Here is a 24,292-nt window from a genome sequence, read left to right on the forward strand (position 1 = left end):
CGCGTGCGCCGGCGACCAGCTTGACGAAGCCCGTCGTCTCGCCCTCGATCTGCGCCCGGTCGTTCTCGGCGAAGGGCCAGCGAACGATCTGCACGCGGCGATGCCGCCGACGTGCCTCCGCCTCGGAAAGGCCGACAAAGGCGATTTCCGGATCGCAATAGGTGACGGCGGGGACGATCTCCGGCCGGAATCGCGCCCATGCGCGAAACAGGATTCCTTTCAAGACGAGGGAGGCCTGGTGGCCAGCGACATGGGTGAATTGCGGGCCACCGGCGACGTCGCCGACCGCGTAGATCCGTCGGTTGGACGATCGCTGGCCGCCATTGACGACGATGCCTCCGGGGCCGTGACGAACGCCGGCGCTCTCCAGCCCGAGACCATCCACGACGGGCCTGCGGCCCGCTGCGACGAGCAGCCGCACGCCCGCGACCGCCGTTTGCCTGCCGTCGCTCGCCAGGAGGTGCGCCGTGACGCCGCCGGCACGGTTTTCGACCGCCTCGACCCGAACGCCTTCCAAGAGCGTCACACCCTCCGCGCGCAGCCGGTCGACGACGATGCGGCGCAAGTCCGGATCCGCCCGGCCCAGAATCTCGCGATTTTCGAGCACCGTCACCCGGCTGCCGAGGCGGCAGAAGGCCTGCGCCATCTCGATGCCGACCGGACCGCCGCCGAGGACGAGCAAACTTTCCGGCAGCTGTTCCAGGTCGAACAGGCTCTCGTTCGTCAGGTAGTCGACCGATTCGAGACCCGGAATGTCCGGCGCCGCCGGCGCGGACCCCGTGGCGATGACGAAGCGGCGGGCACGGATCGTCTGCCCGCCGGCAACAAGCGTACGGCGATCGACGAAACGGGCATCGGCACGGAGAACCGTCACACCGAGGGCCGTAAACCGTTCCACCGAATCATTCGGCGCGATGGCGGCGATCGCCGCCCGGATCTCCTGGCGGATTTTCGGGAAATCGAGCTGTGGCGGCTGCGCGGTACCGAGATAGGGCCCGGCGCGGCGCAGGAGATGCACCCTCCTGGCGGCGGCGATGAGAGCCTTCGACGGCACACAGCCGTAATTAAGGCAATCCCCGCCCATCCGGCCGCGCTCGACGAGGACGACGGAGACCCCGAAGGCCGCGGCGCCCGCAGCGACCGACAGGCCGCCGGAACCTGCACCGATCACACAGATGTCGGGTCGCACGACGCCAGCCATTCACTCCGCCCCTTCCGCGCCCCGCCCGCCGCCGGCCGTGTTCCGGCGCAGCCAGTACCGGTACACAAGGGGAAGCGCAGCAAAGACGGCAAGGGCAGCGAGCGTCAAAGTCAAGCCCGGCGTCACGAAATCTTCGGGCTTGAGCGACCGCCCGGCCTGCGCCGCACGGTCCAGCACGCTCTCGAGCCCGCTCCCCAGGAAGGCGAAGGCGAAGGTTCCCGGCAGAATGCCGAGGAACGTGGCGGTCACGTAGGTCCGCGTGCGCATGTCGAAGAAGGCCGGCGCCACGTTGACAAGGAAGAACGGGAAGGCGGGGACAAGCCGAAGAATGAGCAGGTAGCTGAAGCCGTCCGCCCGGAAACCCGCGGCGAACCGGCTGACGAGCGGCCCCGCTCTTTCGCTGATAGCGGTGCCGAACGCCGTTTTCGCAGCAAGAAAGAGCAGCGTGGCGCCGATGGTTGCCGCGACCGCGACGAGCAATCCGCCGACAATGGCGCCGAAGAGAAACCCCGCCGCGATCGTCAGGACGAACGCGGCCGGAAAGGAGACCGCGACGGCCGCGACATAGGTGACGAAGAACAGCACGCCGTAGAGGGCGGGCTTTTCGGCGACCATGATCTTCAGGTCCTGGTGATGCCTGCCGAGCGAGGCGACGGAAAGGTAGCGATCGAGCCCCGCGGCATAGGCGACGACCAGGCCAACCACGATCAGGCCGAGGGGCAGGAAACGGCGCAGAAGGGCATGCCGTCCACGTCGCGGCCGGGCACCGTCTCCGGCTGTGGTTCCCTTCGTCTCGGTTCCTGGCATCGGCGGTCCTGCCTCCTTCTCTGAGGCTGCCATATCCGCTTGCCGGGCGAACCGCCAATAAACTCTTCTCGCGGGCACAAACGACAGCGTGATGGCGGCGTGCGGACCCGACCGGGCGCCGCTGCCGGCCATCAAATGCCGAAGGGCGCGGCAGTCTCCCGCCACGCCCTTGCCAATTGCGTCGGCCGGGAAGGTCAGAACTCCTCCCAGGCCTCCCGGGTGGATGCCTGTGCCGCCGCGGCATTGCCGGCGAACGCGCGCTTCACGGTCCCGATCATCCGACGGGCCGGCGATTCGACGGAGGCGTGCTGGGCGACTGCGGCGACCGCGCGCACATGGTCCGATCCGGTGCGGAAGCGGGAGACGAGCTGCGCCAGGCTGTCGGCCTCGCCCTTCAGCTTGTGGGTCGCAGCCGAGGTTTCCTCGACCATCGCCGCATTGTGCTGCGTCACATGGTCCATCTGGTTGATAGCCGTGCTGACTTCCTGGAGGCCGGTCGACTGCTCCTGCGCCGCCGTCGCGATCGAATGGATGTAGTCGTTGATCTTGAGGACCCGATTCTCGATATCGCTCAGCGACGAGCCCGTGGCCTGGACATATTTCACACCGACCGCCACCTCGCCGCTCGACTTGGTGATGAGCCCCTTGATGTCCTTGGCGGCGCTGGCGGCGCGCTGGGCGAGTTCACGCACCTCCTGAGCAACAACGGCGAAGCCCTTGCCGGCATCGCCGGCGCGTGCCGCTTCGACGCCGGCGTTCAGGGCGAGCAGATTGGTCTGGAAGGCGATCTCGTCGATCACGCCGATGATCTGGCTGATCTCGCTCGACGCCTGCTCGATCCGGCCCATCGCATCGATGGCATTGCGCACGACGTCGCCGGACTGCTTGGCGCTTTCCTTCGCCTCGCCGACCATCATCGTCGCTTCCTGGGCACGTTCCGTCGAGTTCTTGACGGCGGCCGTGATCTCCTCCAGCGCGGCAGAGGTTTCCTCCAGGGCGGCGGCCTGCTGCTCGGTGCGCTTGGAAAGATCGTCGGATGCGGTGCGAAGCTCGCCCGAATTCGCATTGATCGAATCGGTCGACGCCCGGACCTCGCGCATCGTCTTCTGAAGCGTCTCGAGCGTGTTGTTGACGTTGCGCTGCAGCTCGGCGAAGGCGCCCTGGAACGTGCCGCTCATGGCGCAGGTCAGATCGCCCTCCGCGAGGGCGGCGATCACGCGTCGCGTCTCATTGACGCCCGTGTCGACGCCCGACACGAGCTCGTTGACGCCCCCGGCAAAGCGGTTGAGGTCGTCGTTGCCGTAGTCCTTCGTGATGCGGCAGGTAAAGTCGCCTGCAGCCGCGGCATGCACGACGGTCGCGATGCTCGACTGGAGATCGGCGCTCTTGACGCGCAGCACTTCCTCCTGGGCGTTGAGATCGCGCACCGCAATGGCATTCTGCCGGAAAACGGCAACCGCAGCCGCCATCTGGCCGATCTCGTCCTTGCGGCCGGCAAAGGGCACTTCCGCGTCGAGATTGCCGCCGGCAAGCGCATTCATCGTTTCGGTGACTTTCCGGATCGGACGGCTCAGCTGGTTGGTCGCCATGTAGAAGGCGGCGCCTCCGCCAGCCAGAAGACCCACGCCGACGGTTCCTGCCACCAGCACCAGCATGAAGCTTTCGAACGCAGAGATGTCCGCTTTGATCGCAGCGAGGTTTTCCCGGTCGGTCTGCACGACGGCGTCGATCTCGCCCTGGAACGCCTTGCGGTTGGCGCGGTTGCCTTCGTTGTTGCCTTGCTCGTTCGCCGCGGCGATCGACACTTCCGTACCGAGGCGCGCCGTTTCCGTGCGGAAGGTGCGGAATTCGGCGGCGCGGGCGACGACGGCGTCGAAGGCGGCAACCTGACTCTCCGGCACGAGAGGACGCCACGTGGCGAGGGTCGCGTCGATTCCGTCGAGTTCCTTGAGAATCCCGTCCGCGAACTTCCTGGCGCCGTCGGTGTCCTTCGAAGCGTAGACCCCGCGGGCTTCCATGACGACAGCCGTCACCTGGCGATTGAGGTGCTCGCCGAGGAATGCGCGATCCGAGGCGTTCTCGAATTGGCGCAGCTTCACATTATACTCGTCGACCACCATGAGCGCCATGGCGCCGATCAAGACCGAGATCAGCCCCATCGCGCCGACGATCAGGTAGATTTTACCTCGAATGTTCACTGCGGTCTCCACATTGGTTCGGCCAGCGATCCGCCGTCACACGACGGCACGCATTTCAGGATGCGCTTAAGTTAATCATTAAAAGTTAATGAGAGTTTTAATGATCGCCCAATTTCCAGGCACCTCCGAACGCCGGCCTTCGACCCTGAAAATGACGCAGAAGGAAAATCAAATACTTCATCTAACGTTAGGGAAGCTTGAAATGCTTACTTTATAAGCCGATGCAATTTATGGCTGCATCGCCGTTAACTTTTGCGACAATCGCAGCCGCGTCGAGCGGAATTGACTTTTGCGCCGGTTTGCCCCTATAAGCCGCGCACGTCCGGACAAGCCCGCCTTTTCCAGGAGAGGATTGGTGTGTCCCGGCACGTAACGCTCCTTGCTTGAACGCAAACCTAAGAAGGGCCGCACACCGCGGTATTAAATAAATGTCGAAGCGTACCTACCAACCCTCCAAGCTTGTCCGCAAGCGCCGGCACGGTTTCCGCGCCCGTATGGCAACCAAAGGCGGCCGCGACGTTCTGTCCGCTCGTCGTGCCCGCGGCCGCAAGCGTCTTTCGGCCTAAGGCCGTGCTTGCCCGAACGGAGACGACGGGCAATGACAAAGACTGTTAGACAATCCGCTGTCGGACGGCTGAAAAGCCGTCCGCAGTTTCTTTTCGTGCGCGAAGGCGAAAGACGCAAGGGTCCTCTGTTCCTCCTTGAGGTGCGCGACCGGCACTGTCCGGACGAGCCCCCGCGTGTCGGCTTCACCGTCACCAAGAAACATGGCAACGCCGTCGAGCGCAATCGAATGCGGCGCCGGCTCAAAGAAGCAGTGCGTCTATCTGCCGGGTTTGCAATGGAGCCCGGACACGACTATGTGGTGGTTGCCAGACGGGAGGTGCTCACTGCCTCCTTCGACGCGCTCCAGGCCGGCCTCCGAGACCGAATAGCGACCAGGCAGAAACACAAGCAGCAGGGCCGCACTGCTCCCGGGAAGACATGATGGAAAACAACCGCAATTATTTCGTGGCGATCGCCCTGTCCGTGCTGATTCTCGTCGCCTGGCAGTTCCTGTACGTCAATCCGAAGCTTGAGCGGGAACGGGCGAATATCGAGGCGCAACAGAGCGAACTTCAGAAGACTGCGCCACAGACCCAGTCCACCGGCATCGGCGAGAAGACGGTCCTGCCGGACGGCTCCGTTCCGGGTGCCGCCGCGGAGAACCGCGACCAGGCGGTCGCAAAATCGGCGCGCGTCGAAATCGACACGCCGGCACTCGCGGGCTCGATCAACCTGACCGGCGCGCGTTTCGACGACCTTCGGCTGAAAGAGTTCCGCGAGACCGTCGACAAATCGAGCCCGATCATCACGCTTCTGAGCCCCGCCGACACCAATCACGGCTACTTTGGCGAGGTCGGCTATGTCGGCAGCGATGCGACCGGCCAGGTGCCGGGACCGCAGACCGCCTGGACGCAGGAGGGCGACGGCAAGCTGACGCCGGCGACGCCGGTGACGCTCACCTTCACCAACGACAAGGGCCTCGTCTTCACCCGGACGATCTCCGTCGACGATCACTACATGTTCCGGGTGAAGGACAGCATCCGCAACGGCGGCGCGGCGGACGTGACGCTGTCGCCCTACGGCCGCGTGACGCGGTTCTTCAAACCTGCCGAACCGGGTATCTACGTCCTGCACGAAGGCTTCATCGGCGTGCTCGGCGACATCGGCCTGCAGGAGGTCGACTATGCCGACACCGAGGAAGATACGACGGTCGCGCCCGGCAAGGCGACGGGCGGCTGGCTCGGCATCACCGACAAGTACTGGGCGACGGCGCTCGTGCCGCCGCAGTCGGCGGCCTACGAAACGCGCTTCTCCTATTTTTCCGACGGCCGGCCACGCTACCAGGCGGACTACCGCCAGGATCCGCTGACGATCGCCGCGGGCCAGTCGACGGACGTCACGAACCTCTTCTTCGGCGGCGCCAAGGAAGTGCCGACCATCGACCAGTACGAGGCGCAGTATTCCATTCCGCGCTTCGACCTGATGATCGACTGGGGCTGGTTCTGGTTCTTCACCAAGCCGATGTTCCAGATGATGGACTTCTTCTTCCGCTATTTCGGCAATTTCGGCATCGCCATCCTCATCACCACCATCGTCGTCAAGGCGATCTTCTACCCGCTCGCCAGCAAGCAATATGCCTCCATGGCGAACATGAAGAAGGTCCAGCCGAAGATGGAGGAGCTGAAGGCGAAATTCGGCGACGACCGGATGGGCTTGCAGCAGGCGATGATGCAGCTCTACAAGGAAGAGAAGATCAATCCGATCGCCGGCTGCTGGCCGATCCTGCTGCAGATCCCGGTGTTCTTCGCGCTCTACAAGGTGATCTACGTCACCATCGAGATGCGGCACGCGCCGTTCTTCGGCTGGATCCAGGACCTTTCCGCCCCCGACCCGACGTCGCTTTTCAACCTCTTCGGCCTGCTGCCCTTTGACGTGCCGCCTTTCATGATGATCGGCGTCTGGCCGCTCATCATGGGTGTCACCATGTTCCTGCAGATGCGCATGAACCCGACGCCGCCGGATCCGACGCAGGCGATGATCTTCACGTGGATGCCGGTGATGTTCACCTTCATGCTGGCGACCTTCCCCGCCGGGCTGGTGATCTACTGGGCGTGGAACAACACGCTGTCGATCATCCAGCAGGCAGCCATCATGAAGCGCCACGGCGTGAAGATCGAACTGTTCGAGAATCTGAAGTCGCTGTTCAGAAAGAAGAGCAGCGATCCGGCGAAATAGCCGGCATAGCGCCAGAAGCCCTCCGAACCCCGGCATCGTCCGGGGTTCTTTTTTCACCCCGATCTTTCCAGGACTGCCGTCGTTGCGACGGCGGCGCGTCGCTGCTGCGGACGCGGGCGCGGTCATCATCAGGCATGATCCGCTCGGTTTCCATCCCTTGCGAGGCGTCGATGTCCGCTCCCGTCATGCCCGCAGCTTCCGCCGACAGCCGCGGCCAGGCCTATGGCGCAGCGCTTGTCTTCCTCTCGGCGCTCATCTGGAGCTTCGGCGGCATGCTCGCCCGTTTCCTCGATATCGCGGACGGCTGGACGACCGTCTTCTGGCGGTCGGTCTTCGCGGCGCTCTTCCTCTACGGTTTCATGCTCCTGCGCGACGGCGCCGCATCGACCCGGACCCTGATCCGCGGCATGGGCTGGCCCGGCATCGCCGTCGGCCTCTGCTTCGCCATCGCTTCCACCGCCTTCATCCTCGCGCTCTCCTACACCACGGTCGCCAATGTCGTGCTGATCCAGGCCTGCGTGCCGCTGATCGCGGCGCTGCTCTCCTGGCTGCTTTTCCGGGAACGCATCGCCTTCCACACCTGGATCGCCATTGCCGTCGTGATCGGCGGCGTCGCGATCATGGTGTCCGGCTCGGTCACCGGACAGGTCTCGCCGATCGGCGACGCTCTGGCGCTGCTGATCGCCTTTGTCTTCGCCACCGCAACGATCATCACCCGGCGCTACGCCCATGTCCGCATGACACCGGCCGCCTTCCTGGGAACGGTCATCGCCGGCAGCGTCGCGGCGAGCCAGGCAGGCGGCCTCGCGGTCAGCGCCTACGAACTCATGATCCTCATCGCCTTCGGTGCCCTGAACTTCGGCCTCGGCCTCGCCTTCTTTGTGACCGGCGCCCGGCTCATCCCGTCGGCGCTCGCAGCCCTGCTCGGCACGATGGAGACAGTGCTGGGGCCACTCTGGGTCGCCGTCGTGCACGGAGAGATCCCGGATGCGCGTACGCTGGTCGGCGGTACCATCGTGCTTGTTGCCCTGCTCAGCTATCTCGGCGTCGAGATGTGGCGGCAAAGGCCGCGTGCCGCGCAGCCCGTGGCGTAGCGGATCGCAAGGCACGCACGGCCTTTGGCTTGACTTTGGCCGGCAAAAGCTCGAAGCCGGGCGCACGACATGCAGAAAGCCGCTCGATGACCGACCGCCGCGCAAAAGACGACAAACCGCTTTTCGGCCGACCGTGGATCTTCATCCGCGGCGTGCCCGCCATGAAATTCCTGCCGCCGGAGGGTCCGCCGGAGATCGCTTTTGCCGGCCGCTCGAATGTCGGCAAGTCGTCGCTCATCAATGCGCTGGTCGGCCACAAGGGGCTCGCCCGTACGTCGAACACGCCGGGGCGAACACAGGAGCTGAACTATTTCGTGCCCGACGGCTATTCGGGTGCCGAGGACGACTTGCCGCCGATGGCGCTCGTCGACATGCCCGGCTACGGTTACGCCCAGGCCCCGAAGGAACATGTGGACGCCTGGACGAAGCTCGTCTTCGACTACCTGCGCGGACGCTCGACCCTGAAGCGCGTCTACGTGCTGATCGACAGCCGGCACGGCATCAAGCCGAACGACGAGGATGTGCTCGACCTGCTCGACAAGGCCGCCGTCTCCTACCAGGTCGTGCTGACCAAGACGGATAAGATCAAGGAGGCGGGCGTGCCCCGCCTCGTCTCCGAAACGGCAGAGAAAATCCGCAAGCGGCCGGCGGCCTTCCCGGAAGTGCTTGCGACCTCGTCCGAGAAGGGCCGCGGCCTTGATGTGCTTCGCGAGGCGATCGGCTGCACCATCACGCGCTGACCGGTGTCAGGCGCCCGCTGCAGCGAAGGTCAGCGCAAAGCCGTTGATGCAGTGACGCTTTCCGGTCGGCGGCGGTCCGTCGTCGAAGATATGGCCGAAATGCCCGCCGCACCGTCGGCAATGGCATTCCGTGCGGGTCATGAACAGCGAACTGTCCTCGCGCATGCCGACGGCATCCGGCAGCGATTGCCAGAAGCTCGGCCAGCCCGTGCCGCTGTCATATTTCGCGTCGGACGAATAGACCGGCAGGCCGCAGCCTGCGCAATGGAAGAGGCCCTTGCGCTTTTCCGTGTTGAGCGCGCTGGTAAACGGCCTTTCCGTGCTGTGGGCGCGAAGGATCGCATATTGCTCTTTCGTAAGGATCGACTTCCATTCGGCATCCGAATGCGCGATTTCGAATTCCTCGCCCGCCCGCGCGCCGCGCGCGCCGCCGAAGAGCGCCGAGAGGAAGGTAGCTGCCGACGTCATGATCATCTCTCTCCGCAACATCGCGTTCTCCAATGTGCCACCGTTGCCGGAAGCATAGGCCGCAAGCCGCCGCAAACCAAAGCAACTCGCCTCAAACAGCCGTGATCGAAAAAGGGCGGCGGCGGGCGGCCAAGGGCTGCCGGAAATCCGACGCCGGGGAGTTGCGCCGCCCGTGACCCCGGGCGGCGCCGTCGCGTCAGGCCTTCGGCAGCAGAACCTTGTCGATGACGTGAATCACGCCGTTCGACTGCTTGACGTCGGCAATCGTGACAGTGGCGACGCCGCCATTCTCGTCGGTCAGGGTGATCGTGTCGCCGTCCATCTTGGCCGACAGCATGCAGCCGCCGACCGTCTTCACCGGATGATTGCCGCCGTCGGCGGCGATCATCTTGCCGATCGCATCGGACATGGCATTGGCGGAGACAACGTGGCAGGTCAGCACCGCGGTGAGCCGGTCCTTGTTTTCCGGCTTGAGCAGCGTGTCGACCGTGCCGGCGGGCAGCGCCTCGAAGGCCGAATTGACCGGCGCGAAGACGGTGAACGGTCCATCCCCCTGCAGCGTCTCGGCGAGGCCTGCAGCCTTGACGGCGGCCACGAGCGTGGTGTGGTCCTTGGAGTTCACGGCATTCTCGACGATGTTCCTGTCTTCATACATCGCCGCGCCGCCGACCATCGGATTTTCGGCATGGGCAGCGACGGCGCCTGCGAGGACGATCGAGACTGCGGCGGCGGTGCGGATCGTGGACTTCAACATCTTGTTTCCTTCCTGTTGCTCTGCCCGGAACCGGGCTTCTTCCTGGCTGGATGGCTTTCCCCGCATGGGGAACATTGCGAGCAACGGAGGGTTTTCGGGAAGAGTTTCAGCCGAACGCAGAATTCCAATAAAATATTGATCTGGTTTTTAATTTTCTACATTTCCGGCAATCAGCGCGCGCGCACGGCACCCGACGCGATGACCGGACCGGTCGCGGCGCCGGTCGGCGATCCGCCAAAGGGTTCGACGCTGACGGCAAGAACGGCGCCGGCCGCGATCCTGCGATGCGCATCCTGGCTTATTGCAAGAGCAGCCTCGCCCGATTCCGGCAACACGCCGAGCGAGACGGGAGGCTTGTCGCCCTCGGCGAGCCAGAGCTCAAGCGACTTCGCTTCGGCGGCGCCGGCGGCAACGGGCGTGAAGCGCAGAACGCCCGCCCGCTCATCGTAGCGCGCCACGAGCGAAATCGCGCTGTCGTCGCCCGAAAGCTCGGCGACCAGTGCGGACGTTCCGATCCGCTGCGAAAACAGACCGCTGCCGGCCATGGCGAAGACGGCAGCGGCCGCAATCGAGACGGCCGAGACCGATCGCCAGAAGACGACGGAGTTCCAGAACCCGCCCGCGAGCGAACCGGACATGACCGCATCGCCGACACCGGCGCTCGTGATGCGCCGTTCGACGGCCGCATAGATCTGCGACGGCGGCGCGATCGTCTCGTAATCGTCGTTGAAGGAGGACAGGTTCTCCTCCCACCGATTGACCCGCGCCGCAAACCGCCTGTCGCTTGCAAGGCGCGCCTCGACGCGGCGGCGATCCTCGGCCGACAGGATGCCCAGGACATATTCGCCGGCGATGACCTCGTCGCGATGGGAGTCGTGCTCTTCCTTGTCCTGCGGCGTCGTCATCGATCCATGCACTCTCTCAGCTTCAGCAGGCTCCGCCGGAGCCAGGTTCTCATCGTGTTCAGAGGTAGCTGGTAAAGCGCGGCCAGTTCCTCATAGCTCAGTCCTTCGACATAGGCCCGCCTGACAGCGGATGCGCGATCGGGATGGAGCTCTCCCATGCACGTATCGATCCGCCGCCCCTCAGAGCGCAACAGCGCCGCCTCCTCGGGATTGGCCTGCGGGTCAAATATATCATAAGCCTCATCCAGTTCGCTTGCCACTGGTCTTCGCCGTCTCAACACATCGATCGCGTGATTTCGCGCGATCGCCGCGAGCCAGGCCATGGGGCTTGCGTCCACCGATGCATAGCGCACCGCCTTTTCCCAAACCTTCACATAGATCTCCTGAAGCGCCTCTTCCGCATCGGCTCTGTCTTTCAGGATACGCAGGCAGATGCCGAAAAGTTTCGAACTGCTCACGGCGTAGAGGCGGGCGAAGCTTTTCGTATCGCGCAGCGACACGCGGCCGATGAGATAGGACAGATCGTCGTTGGCCACGGGCACACCTCATTCCTTCGCCGCGGGCGCGCCAATCAGGCCCGGCTGGCCCGCGGCTGCCCGCGTTTGCTCGCTCCCGATACGGCCATATCTTTTTCGCGGATCATTTCCTCGTCATGAAACTTCGGTTAAACAAGCGACCGTCCAAATCACGAGGCCGCCATGACGACGAATGAAAGCGAAACCCAGGCACGTCTTCTCGCGCAGGCGCTGCCCTTCATGCAGCGCTACGAGAACAAGACCATCGTCGTGAAATACGGTGGCCACGCCATGGGCAACGCGGAACTCGGCAAGGCCTTCGCAAGCGACATCGCGCTGCTGAAGCAGTCCGGCGTCAATCCGATCGTCGTGCACGGCGGCGGCCCGCAGATCGGCGCCATGCTGACCAAGATGGGCATTGAATCGAAGTTCGAGGGTGGCCTGCGCGTGACGGACGCCAAGACGGTCGAGATCGTCGAGATGGTGCTCGCCGGCTCGATCAACAAGGAAATCGTCGCGCTGATCAACCAGACGGGCGAATGGGCGATCGGGCTCTGCGGCAAGGACGGCAACATGGTCTTCGCCGAAAAGGCGAAAAAGACGGTGATCGACCCCGACAGCAACATCGAGCGCATCCTCGATCTCGGTTTCGTCGGCGAAGTGGTCGAGGTCGACCGCACGCTGATTGACCTGCTCGCCAAGTCGGAGATGATCCCGGTCATTGCCCCGGTCGCCCCCGGCCGCGACGGCCATACCTACAACATCAACGCCGACACCTTTGCCGGGGCGATCGCCGGGGCGCTGAACGCCACGCGCCTGCTCTTCCTCACCGACGTGCCGGGCGTGCTCGACAAGAACGGCCGGCTCATCAAGGAGCTTTCCGTCGCGCAGGCCCGCGCGCTCATCAGCGACGGCACGATCTCCGGCGGCATGATCCCGAAGGTCGAGACCTGCATCACGGCGATCCAGGCCGGCGTGCAGGGCGTCGTGATCCTCAACGGCAAGACGGCCCATTCCGTACTGCTCGAAATCTTTACGGAGCGCGGCGCCGGCACGCTGATCGTGCCGTAACCTCGCATTTTGCCCTTTCGGTTAAGTTTTTCTCCAAGGCTCGATCCTAAAATCCCGGCGGTTGCATTCGCCGGGATTTTTCATGATTACCAAGCTGCTCGCACTCCTCCTGCTGCCGCTCGCGGCGCTCTCCATGACCGCGGCGAGTGCTGTCGCAAAGACCCTCCGCTTCTCCGGGTATGACTTCGTCGTCAGGGCCGCCGGCAAGGGCGGGCCAGGGCCGAACAACTGGGATCCCGCCAACGCCTGGCTCGACAAGCAGGGCCGGCTTCATTTGAAGCTCGACAAGCGCGGAGGCCGATGGTTCGCCGCCGAGGTCTACACGAAGAAGCGCCTCGGATTCGGCACATACGAATTCAAGGTGTCGGGGCGTGTCGACAAGTTCGACCGCAATGTCGTGCTCGGCCTCTTCAACTACCCGCCGGCCGACGTGGGCGAAGACACGACGAACGAGATCGACATCGAATTTGCACGCTGGGGCAGGAAGACCAACGCGATCGGCAACTATTCGATCTGGCCGGCGGAAAGCGGCGTCGACTACACGACGAAGAGCTTCGACTTCACGCTCAACAGCGGCGCGGCGTCCACCCATAGCTTCGACTGGCGCAGCAGGGCGATCGACTTCCTGTCCCGGGAAGGCCATCGGACGGACAAGGGGCGCGTGATCCACCGCTGGACCTTCGCGCCGAAACAGTACCGCAAGCGCATACCCCAGGATCCGATGCCGCTGCACATCAACCTCTGGGCCTTCCAGGGCACGCCGCCGAGCGACGGCAAGCCGGTTGAGATCGTGATCGACAGCTTCCGTTTCACGCCGAACTGACGGAGACCAACCGGTCAGAGCGCGAAGAGCCCGACGGGGCGCATCCGCCCCTCGTGCCGCAACAGCCAGCGCTTACGCCAAAGGCCGCCGCCATAGCCGGTGAGCGAGCCGTCCGAGCCGATGCAGCGGTGGCAGGGGATGACGATGGCGATCGGATTGGCGCCGTTCGCCTGGGCGACGGCTCTCACCGCCTCCATCGTCGCGACGGTGCGGGCTATGTCGCCGTAGGATACCGTCTCGGCGAGCCGAATCTTCAGCAGCTCGGCCCAGACGGCCTTTTCGAAATCCGAGCCCAGGGGTTCGAGCGGCGTGCGGAAGTCACCGCTGGCACCTGAAAAATAGGCATCGAGTTCCGCCGCGATCTGCCGGGTCACGGCATTGTCGCCTTCCGCGACCGCGGCGCCGGCCCGCTGCTCGATGCTGCGCATCTCCTTGTCGAGGATCGCACGGTCGTGAAATTCGAGGAGATGCAGATGGGTCCCGCTCGCCACGGCGATCATCTCCCCGAGCGGCGTTTCCAGCCAGCGGGCGACGAGCGTATCGACCATGGCGTTTCCTCCTTCGGGCCCGATTCGAACCGTCAGCAGTCAACCTCCGTCCGGTCAGACAAGCAAGAGCAGAAGCACCCCGAGCACGATCAGCGCGCAGCCGAGGATCTCCAATCGGTTGATGTGCTCGCGGAAGACGAAGACGGTGGAGGCGAAGGTGAAGAGCATCTCCACCTGCGCCAGCGCCTTCACCACGGCGGCCTGCTGCAGCGTCATCGCCATGAACCAGCCGAAGGACGCCGTCGCGCCGACGAAGCCGACGACGAGCGACGGCCGCCAGGCGTGGATGACGCGGCCGATCTCGGCCGGCGCGCGCCACAGCATCCAGCCGAACATCAGCACAGTCTGCAGCAGGATTACGAAGACGAGCGTGTAGCTCGCCTGCATCATGTAGTCCGGAGACGGCAGGCTCGGCGCGAGCGCCAGGGACGCGGAGCGGTATGACACGCCGGAAAGGCCGAAGAACAGGCCGGAAAGCAGGCCGACCGCCGCCGTGCGGCTGAAGATCGATGTCAGCAGGGCACGGGGCGACGCGACACTGCGGGCGACCGAGATGATCATGACGCCCGCCACCGAGATGGCGATCGCCAGCAGCGTGCCCATCGAGGCCCGTTCTCCAAAGAAGACCAGTGCGAAGAGTGCCGCCTGTGCCGGCTCGGTGCGCGAATAGGCCGTGCCGACCGCGAAGTTCCTGAACGCAAACAGATGGACGAGCAGGAAGGTCGCCGCGATCTGCGCGCCGCCGCCGACGGTCGCCCAGAGAAGGAAGCCGGCATTCGGCACCGGCAGCGGCCGGTCGAGCACTGCCACGAGCGCGCCCAGGTAGAGCAACGCGAAAGGCACGCCGAAACCGAAGCGCACGAAAGTGGCGCCGGTCGTGCCCATGACGCCCTTCAGGTGTTTCTGCATGGCGGAACGCACATTCTGCAGGAATGCGGCCGCGACGGTGATGATGACCCAGATTTCCATGACCGGCCGCTAGCACGCACCGGCCGCCGAATCCACAAGCGGCGCGGACCGGACCGCAAATTTCCTTCACCGCCGTCCTCCGCCGTGCCATAAGGCGGCCATGAGCCAGCTTCCCGACAAGTCCGACTTCGCGCATGTGCGCGACTGGGTGTTCGACCTCGACAACACCCTCTATCCGCACCACGTCGATCTCTTCGCCCAGATCGACCGAAACATGACCGCCTATGTGTCGGAACTGCTCGGCCTGTCCCGCGAGGATGCGCGAACGCTGCAGAAGCGCTACTATCACGACCATGGCACGACGCTGCAGGGCCTGATGCTGCATCACGGCGTCGAGCCGGGCGACTTCCTCGACAAGGCCCATGCGATCGACTACGCCGTGCTCAAGCCGGACCTCGCGCTCGGCGAGGCGATCAAGGCCCTGCCCGGCCGCAAGTTCATCTTCACCAACGGCAGCGTCCGCCATGCGGAAATGGCGGCCCGCGCCCTCGGCATCCTCGACCATTTCGACGACATCTTCGACATCGTGGCGGCCGAATACGTGCCGAAGCCGGCGGGCAGCACCTATGACAAGTTCATGGCGCTGCATCGGGTCGACACGGTGCATGCGGCGATGTTCGAGGATTTGCCGCGCAATCTGGTGGTGCCGAAGGCACTCGGCATGAAGACCGTCCTGCTCCTGCCGCGCGACGACGGCCATGTCTTCACCGACGCCTGGGAGAAATACGCCGAAACCGACGAGCACGTGGATTACACCACCTCGGATCTCGCCGGCTTCCTGGAGCGGCTCGCCGAACGCTGACGATCGCGGGCTGCGGCTATTCCGCAGCCCGGCCCTGCTCAGCCTCGAGCTTCTCGTAGAACTTCACGATAAGGTCCCAGGCCTCGTCGGCCGTCTCGACGAACTGCATGATCTCGACGTCGCCGGGGGCGATCGTGCCAAAGTCGGCGAGCGCCTGGAAGTCGATGATCTTCTGCCAGAAAGCCTTGCCGAACAGGATGAGCGGCACGAGCGCCATGCGCCCGGTCTGCATCAGCGTCACCGTTTCGAACAGTTCGTCCAGCGTGCCGAAACCGCCCGGAAAAACCGTAACCGCCTTGGCGCGCAGGAGGAAATGCATCTTGCGGATCGCGAAATAATGGAAGTTGAAGCTCAGGTCCGGCGTCACATAGGCGTTCGGCGCCTGCTCGTGCGGCAGCACGATGTTGAGGCCGATCGAGGGAGCGCCGACGTCGGCCGCGCCGCGATTGCCGGCCTCCATCACGCCCGGCCCGCCGCCCGTGACGATGACATATTCCTTGTAGCCGAGCTCGGCCGAGCGCTCGGAGCAGAGGCGCGCGAACTTGCGCGCCTCGTCGTAATACACCGAGGCCGCCTCGAGGCTCGCCCGCTGCGTCTCGTTGCGCGCCGCCCAGGCGTCGGTTCCCGGCGCCGGGATGCGGGCGCCGCCGAACATCACCACCGTCGACGTGATGCCGCGCTCGGCGAGCATCATCTCCACTTTCAGGAGCTCGAGCTGCAGGCGGACCGGGCGCAGTTCCTCGCGGCAGAGGAAGTCTTCGTCGACATAGGCAAGGCGATAGGCCGGCGACATGGACTGCGGGGTGCTCGGCACGGCCGAGGCGCGGTGCCTGTCGAACGCGCTGTCTGCGAGGGGATCCCAGACGCCATCCTTGCGGCGCAGATTCTGCTTCTTCAGTTTTGCCATTTCCAGTTCCGTTGCCGTGCCTCATCCCTAACGGATGAGCCTTTCATTTCGATCGGAGCCCGCCATTCGGCGCGTTCCTTCCCTCTGCGCGAAGCCCCGCGCGGACGCGACAGCATCCGCCGGAAAAGGACTTCAACTTTTCCGGTTCATGCTCTAGGACTCGCTGCCTGAAACCATCGCCCTTCCGGTATCCCGGTTCAAGGATAGTGACCGAAGTTTAAGGAAATCCCATGAACAACTCCGCCACCGCCCTCTCCGCGACCATCGAACGCGCCTTCGACGAGCGCGATGCGATCAACACCGCCACGCGGGGCGAGGTGCGCGACGCGGTGGAGGCCGCGCTCAACCTTCTCGACAGCGGCAGGGCCCGCGTCGCGGAACGCGGCGAGGACGGCACCTGGACCGTGAACCAGTGGCTGAAGAAGGCCGTGCTGCTTTCCTTCCGCCTCAACCCGATGGAAATCGTCAAGGGCGGACCGGGCGAATCGGTCTGGTGGGACAAGGTGCCCTCGAAGTTCGAGGGCTGGAGCGTCAACGAGTTCGAGAAGGCGGGCTTCCGTGCCGTGCCGAACTGCGTCGTGCGCCGCTCCGCCTATATCGCGCCGAACGCCATCCTGATGCCCTCCTTCGTCAATCTCGGCGCCTATGTCGGCGAGGGCACGATGGTCGACACCTGGGCGACGGTCGGCTCCTGCGCACAGATCGGCAGAAATGTGCACCTTTCGGGCGGTGTCGGCATCGGCGGCGTGCTGGAGCCGATGCAGGCCGGCCCGACGATCATCGAGGACAACTGCTTCATCGGCGCCCGTTCGGAAGTTGTCGAGGGCTGCATCGTACGCGAGGGCTCCGTGCTCGGCATGGGCGTCTTCATCGGCAAGTCGACCAAGATCGTCGACCGCGCGACCGGCGAGGTGATGTATGGCGAAGTGCCGCCCTATTCGGTCGTCGTCGCCGGCTCGATGGGCTCGGGGGCCACGATGGCCAATGGCCAGCCGGCCCCCAATCTCTATTGCGCCGTCATCGTCAAGCGGGTCGACGAGAAGACCCGCTCGAAAACCGGCATCAACGAGCTTCTCAGGGATTGACCCCGATGACAGCCGGAGAAGACAGGACGCCAAACCTGACCTGGCTCTTCTTCGGCTGGTCGGGCCGCGTCGGCCGCAGCCTCTACGCGCTCGCCTGGCTGTTCTGGCTGATGCTGGTCTCCGCCTTTCTGACGCAGCTCGTCGCGACGCCGGAGGGAGCACCCGGCTTCGTCTGGTGGTCGCTCGGCTTTTTCGCCACTGCAGCCCTTTCGACGGTCTCCTCCGTCATGCTGACCGTCAAGCGATTGCACGACATGAACCTGCCGGCGGCGCTCGTGCTTTGCCTCTTCGTGCCGGCCGTCTCCTTCTTCGCGCTCCTGGCCTTCCTGGTCTGGCCGGGTTCGGTCGGGCCGAACGACCACGGCGCCTTCACCAACCGTCCGAAAGACTGGCCATGACGCGCTACAGGCGGCTTGATCCGGAGAAGATCGAACGGACCTGCCGCCAGCTGACCCTGCGCATCGAGGAGCGGTTTTCCGCGTCGAGCCTGCTCGGCGTCGCCCGCGAGGTGGCGGGCATGTCGGCGGACATCGGCCGGCAGACGCGCGAACTTGCCCGCCCCATCGTCTGGCTCCGCGTGCTCATCCTCGCCGTCATCGCGGCAGCCGGCCTCGTCTTCCTGTTCGTCGGCACCTTCCTCTCCTTCGACCGCCTCTCGACCAACGCCTTCGACCTGGTGGAGACGTTCGAAGCCGGAATCAACACGCTGATCATCGCGGGGCTCGGCCTCGTAACGCTCGTGCGGCTGGAGGAGCGTATCAAGCGCCGGCGCGTGCTCGATGGGCTGCACGACCTGCGTTCGATCATCCATGTCATCGACATGCACCAACTGACGAAGGATCCGGCCGTGCTCGATCCGGATTTTCGGCCGACCGAGCATTCGCCTGCCCGAATCACGGATCGCAACGACCTCGCCCGCTATCTCGACTACTGCTCCGAGCTCCTGTCGATCACCGGAAAGCTGGCGGCACTCTATGCCCAGGAGATCAATGACGAGGTGGTGGTCGATGCCGTGAACGACATCGAGGAACTCGCCAGCAGTCTCTCCGGCCGCGTCTGGCAGAAGATCGTGCTGATCGACACGCTGCCACTGGTACCTGTCAGAAAGCAGGACAATCGGCGCCCGTGACAGGCTCCGCGGGATCGGATAAGTCTGCGATGGGCGGCGCGTGAACGCCCGACTGACGATATCTGACACCGGTCGTGTTTCGCATGAATTCTGCCAATCCCGTCGACAATCTCGCAACGCTCATCCGATGCCCGTCCGTGACGCCCGCCGAAGGCGGGGCGCTCGGCGCGCTGGAGGCCATGCTTGCGCCGCTCGGTTTCCGGACCGAGCGCATGACGGCGCGCGACGCAGGCACACCGGACGTCGAAAACCTCTATGCCCGGCTCGGCTCGGCGGGGCCGCACCTGATGTTTGCGGGGCACACGGACGTGGTCCCGGCAGGTGACGAGGCGGCCTGGACGCATCCCCCATTTGCCGCCGCGGTCGTCGACGGCAAGATGTACGGCCGCGGCGCGGTCGACATGAAGGGCGGCATCGCCTGCTTCCTCGCCGCCGTCGCACGTCACGTCGAAAAGCACGGTCCGCCGGCGGGCTCGATCTCGTTCCTCATCACCGGCGACGAAGAGGGTCCGTCCGTCAACGGCACGGTCAAGCTCCTGCAATGGGCCGCAGAACGCGGCGAACGGTGGGATGCCTGCCTCGTCGGCGAACCGACCAATCCCGATCAACTGGGAGACATGATCAAGATCGGCCGACGCGGTTCGGTCTCGGGAACGATCACCGTCCGCGGCGTGCAGGGCCACGCAGCCTATCCGCATCTCGCCGACAATCCGGTGCGCGGCGTGCTTGCGCTTGCCGACGCGCTGATGTGGCCGCCCTTCGACGCCGGCACGGAAAACTTCCAACCGTCCAATCTGGAAGTAACGACCATCGACGTCGGCAATCCGGCGACCAATGTCATTCCGGCCCGGGCAACGGCCCGGTTCAACATCCGCTTCAACGACACCTGGAGTGCCGAGACCGTGCAGGCGGAGATCGTACGCCGGCTGGACGAGGCTGCGGCGCGCGAAAGGCTCCGGCCGGGACGGGCGCCGGTTTCCTACGAAATCGCCTGGGCGGAGCGGCCGAGCCACGTTTTCCTCACCCGCGACGAGAAGCTGATCGCGTCGCTCTCGGAGGCGGTCCGCGCCGTCACCGGCCGCGAACCGAAGCTGTCCACCACCGGCGGCACGTCGGACGCGCGATTCATCAAGGACTATTGCCCCGTCGTCGAATTCGGCCTGGTGGGGCAGACGATGCATATGGTCGACGAGCGTGTCGCCCTTGCCGACCTCGAAACCCTGACCCAGATCTACGAGACCTTCCTGGAGCGTTGGTTCGTCGATGCCCGGTCTTGACGAGGTCCTGCACTACCTGACCGGCATCTGGCTGCTGATCCGACATCAGCAGGACGGCTTTCGCTGGCTGGATCTCAGCTGGCGCGGCCTCCGGCGTTCGTTCTGGGCCTTTGTCTGGTGCCTACCGGCGCTGGCCGTCATCTGGGCCTCCTGGCGACTCTATTTCCTCGGCAACATGCCGGAAGGCACCACGGCCGGACCGGGCTTCTTCGCCAAGATGCTGGCGATCGACATCATCGGATGGCTGTTTCCGCTCGTCCTGATCGCGGCCCTCGCCGGGCCGCTCGGCTATGCACGCCATCTGACGACGATCGTGACGGCAAGCAACTGGATGGCCGTCCCGCTGGCCTATCTGACGGCCGTGCCTTTCGCGGTGACGCTGATTGCCCCCTCGGCGGGCGCGTTTGCCGGACTGCTGCTCTATGCGGTCTTCGGGGCGAGCATCATCCTGCAATACCGGATCGTCTGGATGTGCACGGCCAAACAGGGACTGCTGGCGGCGGCGATCACCGCGCTCTTCGTCATGCCGCCGCTGCTCGTCGGCCAGAGCCTGCAGAAGTTCTTCGGCACGCTGCCCGTCGCGCTCTGACGCTTCAGTAGTCGACCTGCATGAAATAGAGGCCGTCGGGCGGCGCCACGGGGCCGCAGGCCTTGCGGTCGCGCGCCTCCAGCGCAGCGCGCACGTCATCGACGTCCCACTTGCCCTCGCCCGCGAGCTTCAGCGTGCCCGCGAAGGAACGGATCTGATTGTGCAGGAAGCTCTGGGCGGTGGCCCTGATCTCGATCAGGTCGCCGCTGCGCGTGACGTCCAGGCGGTCGATGGTGCGCACCGGACTGTTCGCCTGGCATTGCGCCGCGCGAAAGGTGGTGAAATCGTGCTTGCCGACCAGCACCTGCGCCGCCGCGTGCATCGCTTCATGGTCGAGCGCCCTGGCGACGAACCAGGCGCGGCCGGCCTCCAGGGCGAGAGGCGCGGGGCGCGAAACGATGCGATAGAGATAGTGCCGGCGCAGGGCGGAGAAGCGCGCATCGAAGGCGTCGTCGACCGTGGCGGCGGCGAGAATGGCAATGCGCTCGCCGGCAAGCCCGAGATGGGCGTTGAGTGCGTTGCGCAGCGTATGCTCCTTCCATGATCGCGACAGGTCGGCATGGGCGACCTGACCCATGGCGTGCACGCCGGAATCGGTGCGCCCGGCGCCGCGGATGCTGACAGTCTCTCCGGTCAGCGACAGGATCGCCGCCTCCACCGCACCCTGCACCGACGGGCCATTGTCCTGCCGCTGCCAGCCGACATAGGGACCGCCGTGATATTCGATGGTGAGGCGATAGCGCGGCATCAGCGAAGCACCGTGCCGGCCAGCACCGGCGTGCCGCGCAGGAAGTCGTCGGCGGCGAGCGGCTTTCCGCCGGCCCTCTGGAGGCGGACGAGCCGGACGGCGCCGTCGCCGCACGCGACGACAAGGCCGTCCGACGGCAGCACCTCGCCGGGCCGGCCGCGGCCCTCGGCCTTCTGCGACAAAAGCACCTTCACGCGCTCGGGACGGCCCGCGACGTCGAGCTCGAACCAGGCTCCGGGGAACGGCGAGAGGCCGCGGATATGGTTGTGGACGTCCGCCGCCGGACGCGTGAAATCGATGCGCGTTTCACCCTTGTCGATCTTCGCGGCATAGAGCACACCGTCTTCAAGCTGCGGCGTCAGCGGCAGGTCGCCCGCTTCCAGCCTGTCCATCGCCTCGACCATCAGCCGCCCGCCGACCTGCATCAGCCGGTCGTGCAGCTCGCCCGCCGTCATGTCGTCGCCGATCGCCACGGTCTGCGTCAGCGCGACGGGACCGGTATCGAGGCCCTTGTCCATCTTCATGACCATCATGCCGGTCTCGCCGTCGCCGGCCATGATTGCCCGCTGAATGGGTGCCGCGCCGCGCCAGCGCGGCAGCAGCGAGGCATGGCCGTTGTAGCAGCCGAGCCGGGTGCCCGACAGGATCGCCTCCGGCAGCAGCAGGCCATAGGCGACGACGACCGCCACATCGGCGTCAAGCGCACGGAAAGCCGCGCGGTCCGCCTCGTCCCTGAAGTTCACCGGCGTGAAGACCGGCACGCCGAGCAGGTCCGCGGCGGCATGGACCGGCGACGCCTGCAGCTCGAGACCGCGCCGCCCGGCGGGACGCGGTGGTTGCGAATAGACCGCAACGATCCGGTGTCCCGCCTCCGCGAGCGCCGTGAGCGTCGGAACCGAGAAGTCGGGCGTGCCCATGAAAACGATGCGTAGCGCCATGCTGGCCCCCGTTGTGGCATAAGCGGCGGGAACGGCGGCACGGACGCACCGCGCGGGCACTGTCCTCAGAGCGCCTTCGCGCCGCGCAGTTTCGCCGCCTTGGTGAACTTCCGGATGACCATCTCGCGTTTCAGCTTCGAAATGTAGTCGATGAAGAGGACGCCGTTCAGATGATCGATCTCGTGCTGCAGACAGGTCGCGAGAAGCCCATCGGCCTCGATCGTCAGCCGCCTGCCGTCGCGATCGACATAGTCCACCGTAATGGCCGCCGGCCGCTCGACCTCGGCGTAATAGTCCGGAATCGACAGGCAGCCTTCCTCGTAGACGGAGCGCTCCTCCGAGGAGGCCACGACCGTGGGATTGATGAAGACGAGCGGGCTCTTCTCCTCGCCGTCCTTCGAGACGTCGAGCACAAGCAGGCGGCGCGGGACGCCGATCTGGATCGCGGCAAGGCCGATCCCCGGGGCGTCATACATGGTTTCGAGCATGTCGTCGGCCAGGCGGCGCACGTCGGCATCGACGGTTTCGATCGGCGCCGACGACTGGCGCAGGAGCGGATCGGGAAGGATTATCAGCGGCTTGATGGTCATTTGCCTCCCATAGCCTGTTGCTCGCGCGCTTTCAATCGTCGCGACCGCGCCACGGGGCCGGGCCTCACCCGTTTGTTCACGTTATGATCTGGTCATGCCGTAAATCGGTGCTATGCTGCGCCGATGAATCAAGAGGTTCCCTTCCTTTCGCGCCTTGCCGACGCCGCCGACACGCTTGCGCGCCAGCCGATGTTCGCCCTCCTTGCCGTCTTCGGCTTTCTGGTCGTGGTTGCGACGATGCTTCTCGCACGCCGCCGGGCGACCCGGCAGCACGCCGCGATCGAAGAATCGAACGCCCGATTCGCCGAATTGCTGAAAGCACAAACCGAATTGCAGGGGCGGGTCGCGGCCATGACGGACGTGTTCGGTGCGCGGCAGGCGGAGACCAACCAGGCGATCAACCAGCGGCTCGACGGGCTGACGCGGCAGCTCGGCAGTTCCATCAGCGAGCAGACGCGGGCGACGCACGAGAACCTGCGCCGGCTGCAGGAGCGCCTCGCCGTGATCGACACGGCGCAAACGAACATCCAGTCGCTGGCAAAAGACGTCGTCGGGCTGCAGGCCATTCTCTCCAACAAGCAGACGCGCGGCGCCTTCGGCCAGTCGCGCATGGAGACGATCGTCGCCGACGGGCTGCCGATCGGCGCCTACCAGTTCCAGCCACAGCTTACCAATGGGGCACGTCCGGACTGCACGATCCGCATGCCGAACGGCCAGCCGCCGCTGGTGATCGATGCGAAGTTCCCGCTGGAGGCCTGGAACGCGATGGGCACGGCCGAGGCGCCGGAAGCGGCCAAGGCGGCGGCACAGCAGTTCCGCCGCGACATGGAGGTGCATATCCGGGACATCGCGGAGAAGTACCTGCTGCCGGGCGAGACCCAGGATACCGCGTTCCTCTTCGTGCCGTCCGAATCGATCTTCGCCAGCGTTCACGAGAATTTCGAAGGCATCGTGCAGCGGGCGCATCGCGCGCGGGTCGTCATCGTCTCCCCGTCCCTGCTGCTTCTGTCGATCCAGGTGCTCCAGGCACTCCTGAAGGACCAGCGCATGCGCGAGCAGGCGCATGTCATCCAGGGCGAGGTGACGCGCCTGATGGACGACCTGACGCGGCTCGACGATCGGGTGCGCAAGCTGCACGGGCATTTCACCGCCGCACAGAAGGACGTGGACCAGATCCTGACCTCGACGGAGAAGCTCGCACGGCGGGGTGCGCGGATCGGCGAGCTCGAGCTGGAGCAGGCCGTTGCAGACCCGGCGCCGTCCGGCTCCCCCGAACGATCGGCGGAGAGCCGGACCGGCCAGCTTCGTCTGCGGGTGGTTGACGAGGACTGATCCGCTCGGGCACTGTCCGGC

The 24,292-nt window shown here is 65.3% G+C and carries 26 protein-coding genes and 1 pseudogene; 14 read left to right on the forward strand and 13 right to left on the reverse strand.

The annotated features are described in order from the left end of the window. The 3 genes from LXM94_RS04145 to LXM94_RS04155 form a co-directional block, all read right to left on the reverse strand. The coding region (locus tag LXM94_RS04145) for a dihydrolipoyl dehydrogenase family protein (RefSeq protein WP_235769874.1) at positions 1-1,201 on the reverse strand (1,201 nt) is incomplete at its 3' end. After that, entirely contained in the window at positions 1,202-2,008 is an 807-nt protein-coding gene (locus tag LXM94_RS04150; RefSeq protein WP_235769875.1) for a TVP38/TMEM64 family protein, read from the reverse strand. A gap of 194 nt (positions 2,009-2,202) precedes the next feature. Beyond that, positions 2,203-4,206, reverse strand: coding sequence for a methyl-accepting chemotaxis protein (locus LXM94_RS04155; protein WP_235769876.1), 2,004 nt, complete (start codon positions 4,204-4,206; stop codon positions 2,203-2,205). A gap of 428 nt (positions 4,207-4,634) precedes the next feature. On the opposite strand from LXM94_RS04155, the gene rpmH reads away from it, so the two are divergent. The 5 genes from rpmH to yihA all read left to right on the forward strand — a co-directional run bounded on the left by rpmH (position 4,635) and on the right by yihA (position 8,821). Next, the gene (gene rpmH, locus LXM94_RS04160) at positions 4,635-4,772 is read left to right on the forward strand and encodes a 50S ribosomal protein L34 (RefSeq protein ID WP_235769877.1); all 138 of its coding nucleotides are present in this window, start codon (positions 4,635-4,637) and stop codon (positions 4,770-4,772) included. A 32-nt stretch (positions 4,773-4,804) separates the two neighbouring features. Then, positions 4,805-5,194, forward strand: a complete 390-nt coding sequence (gene rnpA / locus LXM94_RS04165) for a ribonuclease P protein component (protein WP_235769878.1) — start codon at positions 4,805-4,807, stop codon at positions 5,192-5,194. Then, the gene (yidC, locus tag LXM94_RS04170) at positions 5,194-6,987 is read left to right on the forward strand and encodes a membrane protein insertase YidC (RefSeq protein ID WP_235769879.1); all 1,794 of its coding nucleotides are present in this window, start codon (positions 5,194-5,196) and stop codon (positions 6,985-6,987) included. Before rnpA ends, yidC begins: the two co-directional genes overlap by 1 nt. Before the next feature lie 170 nt (positions 6,988-7,157). Further along, positions 7,158-8,081, forward strand: coding sequence for a DMT family transporter (locus tag LXM94_RS04175; RefSeq protein ID WP_235769880.1), 924 nt, complete (start codon positions 7,158-7,160; stop codon positions 8,079-8,081). Positions 8,082-8,167: 86 nt separating this feature from the next. After that, on the forward strand, positions 8,168-8,821 hold the full coding sequence (yihA, locus tag LXM94_RS04180; RefSeq protein ID WP_235769881.1) for a ribosome biogenesis GTP-binding protein YihA/YsxC: 654 nt from the start codon (positions 8,168-8,170) through the stop codon (positions 8,819-8,821). A 6-nt stretch (positions 8,822-8,827) separates the two neighbouring features. Here the strand turns inward: yihA and msrB are convergent, their stop codons facing one another. From msrB to LXM94_RS04200, 4 genes are all read right to left on the reverse strand, one after another. Then, positions 8,828-9,289 carry a peptide-methionine (R)-S-oxide reductase MsrB gene (gene msrB, locus LXM94_RS04185; RefSeq protein WP_235769882.1) on the reverse strand — a complete coding sequence of 154 codons (462 nt, stop codon included), beginning with the start codon at positions 9,287-9,289 and terminating at the stop codon, positions 8,828-8,830. 196 nt (positions 9,290-9,485) lie between these two features. Further along, positions 9,486-10,043, reverse strand: a complete 558-nt coding sequence (locus tag LXM94_RS04190) for a fasciclin domain-containing protein (protein ID WP_235769883.1) — start codon at positions 10,041-10,043, stop codon at positions 9,486-9,488. A gap of 170 nt (positions 10,044-10,213) precedes the next feature. Continuing rightward, positions 10,214-10,948: an anti-sigma factor gene (locus LXM94_RS04195; RefSeq protein WP_235769884.1), complete on the reverse strand. Its 735-nt coding sequence runs from the start codon at positions 10,946-10,948 to the stop codon at positions 10,214-10,216. Beyond that, complete coding sequence (locus LXM94_RS04200) at positions 10,945-11,484, reverse strand: sigma-70 family RNA polymerase sigma factor (protein ID WP_235769885.1); 540 nt, start codon at positions 11,482-11,484, stop codon at positions 10,945-10,947. Before LXM94_RS04200 ends, LXM94_RS04195 begins: the two co-directional genes overlap by 4 nt. 162 nt (positions 11,485-11,646) lie before the next feature. On the opposite strand from LXM94_RS04200, the gene argB reads away from it, so the two are divergent. Both argB and LXM94_RS04210 read left to right on the forward strand, forming a co-directional pair. Beyond that, entirely contained in the window at positions 11,647-12,534 is an 888-nt protein-coding gene (gene argB, locus LXM94_RS04205) for an acetylglutamate kinase (RefSeq protein WP_235769886.1), read from the forward strand. A gap of 82 nt (positions 12,535-12,616) precedes the next feature. Further along, positions 12,617-13,357, forward strand: coding sequence for a glycoside hydrolase family 16 protein (locus tag LXM94_RS04210; RefSeq protein WP_235769887.1), 741 nt, complete (start codon positions 12,617-12,619; stop codon positions 13,355-13,357). Positions 13,358-13,371: 14 nt separating this feature from the next. Here the strand turns inward: LXM94_RS04210 and LXM94_RS04215 are convergent. Both LXM94_RS04215 and LXM94_RS04220 read right to left on the reverse strand, forming a co-directional pair. Continuing rightward, positions 13,372-13,893: pseudogene (locus LXM94_RS04215) on the reverse strand (methylated-DNA--[protein]-cysteine S-methyltransferase); the annotation flags it as partial. Positions 13,894-13,959: 66 nt separating this feature from the next. Next, positions 13,960-14,874 carry an EamA family transporter gene (locus tag LXM94_RS04220; RefSeq protein ID WP_235769888.1) on the reverse strand — a complete coding sequence of 305 codons (915 nt, stop codon included), beginning with the start codon at positions 14,872-14,874 and terminating at the stop codon, positions 13,960-13,962. Between the two features lie 100 nt (positions 14,875-14,974). Here LXM94_RS04220 and LXM94_RS04225 point away from each other — a divergent pair, with 100 nt between their 5' ends. Continuing rightward, complete coding sequence (locus LXM94_RS04225; protein WP_235769889.1) at positions 14,975-15,676, forward strand: pyrimidine 5'-nucleotidase; 702 nt, start codon at positions 14,975-14,977, stop codon at positions 15,674-15,676. Positions 15,677-15,692: 16 nt separating this feature from the next. Here LXM94_RS04225 and LXM94_RS04230 read toward each other — a convergent pair whose 3' ends face one another. Further along, a complete protein-coding gene (locus tag LXM94_RS04230) occupies positions 15,693-16,583 on the reverse strand; it encodes an LOG family protein (protein ID WP_235769890.1) in 891 nt (296 codons plus the stop codon). Between the two features lie 230 nt (positions 16,584-16,813). Between LXM94_RS04230 and dapD the strand changes: the two genes are divergently transcribed. The 5 genes from dapD to LXM94_RS04255 all read left to right on the forward strand — a co-directional run bounded on the left by dapD (position 16,814) and on the right by LXM94_RS04255 (position 20,663). After that, on the forward strand, positions 16,814-17,668 hold the full coding sequence (dapD, locus tag LXM94_RS04235; protein WP_235769891.1) for a 2,3,4,5-tetrahydropyridine-2,6-dicarboxylate N-succinyltransferase: 855 nt from the start codon (positions 16,814-16,816) through the stop codon (positions 17,666-17,668). Positions 17,669-17,673: 5 nt separating this feature from the next. Then, entirely contained in the window at positions 17,674-18,066 is a 393-nt protein-coding gene (locus LXM94_RS04240; RefSeq protein WP_235769892.1) for a DUF805 domain-containing protein, read from the forward strand. Continuing rightward, positions 18,063-18,797 (forward strand): hypothetical protein, encoded by a 735-nt coding sequence (locus LXM94_RS04245; RefSeq protein WP_235769893.1) that lies wholly within the window; start codon positions 18,063-18,065, stop codon positions 18,795-18,797. The genes LXM94_RS04240 and LXM94_RS04245 overlap by 4 nt, the downstream gene beginning before the upstream one ends. An 83-nt stretch (positions 18,798-18,880) precedes the next feature. Continuing rightward, positions 18,881-20,074, forward strand: a complete 1,194-nt coding sequence (gene dapE / locus LXM94_RS04250; RefSeq protein ID WP_235769894.1) for a succinyl-diaminopimelate desuccinylase — start codon at positions 18,881-18,883, stop codon at positions 20,072-20,074. After that, complete coding sequence (locus LXM94_RS04255) at positions 20,061-20,663, forward strand: hypothetical protein (protein ID WP_235769895.1); 603 nt, start codon at positions 20,061-20,063, stop codon at positions 20,661-20,663. The genes dapE and LXM94_RS04255 overlap by 14 nt, the downstream gene beginning before the upstream one ends. 4 nt (positions 20,664-20,667) lie before the next feature. On the opposite strand, the gene truA is transcribed toward LXM94_RS04255, so the two are convergent. The 3 genes from truA to def form a co-directional block, all read right to left on the reverse strand. Continuing rightward, on the reverse strand, positions 20,668-21,411 hold the full coding sequence (truA, locus tag LXM94_RS04260) for a tRNA pseudouridine(38-40) synthase TruA (RefSeq protein ID WP_235769896.1): 744 nt from the start codon (positions 21,409-21,411) through the stop codon (positions 20,668-20,670). Next, positions 21,411-22,349: a methionyl-tRNA formyltransferase gene (fmt, locus tag LXM94_RS04265; protein WP_235769897.1), complete on the reverse strand. Its 939-nt coding sequence runs from the start codon at positions 22,347-22,349 to the stop codon at positions 21,411-21,413. The genes truA and fmt overlap by 1 nt, the downstream gene beginning before the upstream one ends. Positions 22,350-22,414: 65 nt before the next feature. Next, positions 22,415-22,939, reverse strand: coding sequence for a peptide deformylase (gene def / locus LXM94_RS04270; protein ID WP_235769898.1), 525 nt, complete (start codon positions 22,937-22,939; stop codon positions 22,415-22,417). Positions 22,940-23,128: 189 nt separating this feature from the next. Between def and LXM94_RS04275 the strand changes: the two genes are divergently transcribed. Further along, positions 23,129-24,271 (forward strand): DNA recombination protein RmuC, encoded by a 1,143-nt coding sequence (locus LXM94_RS04275; RefSeq protein ID WP_235769943.1) that lies wholly within the window; start codon positions 23,129-23,131, stop codon positions 24,269-24,271. The last annotated feature ends 21 nt before the right edge of the window (positions 24,272-24,292 follow it).

This window comes from Rhizobium alarense (genome assembly GCF_021555155.1).
Classification (GTDB): Bacteria; Pseudomonadota; Alphaproteobacteria; order Rhizobiales; family Rhizobiaceae; genus Rhizobium_D; species Rhizobium_D alarense.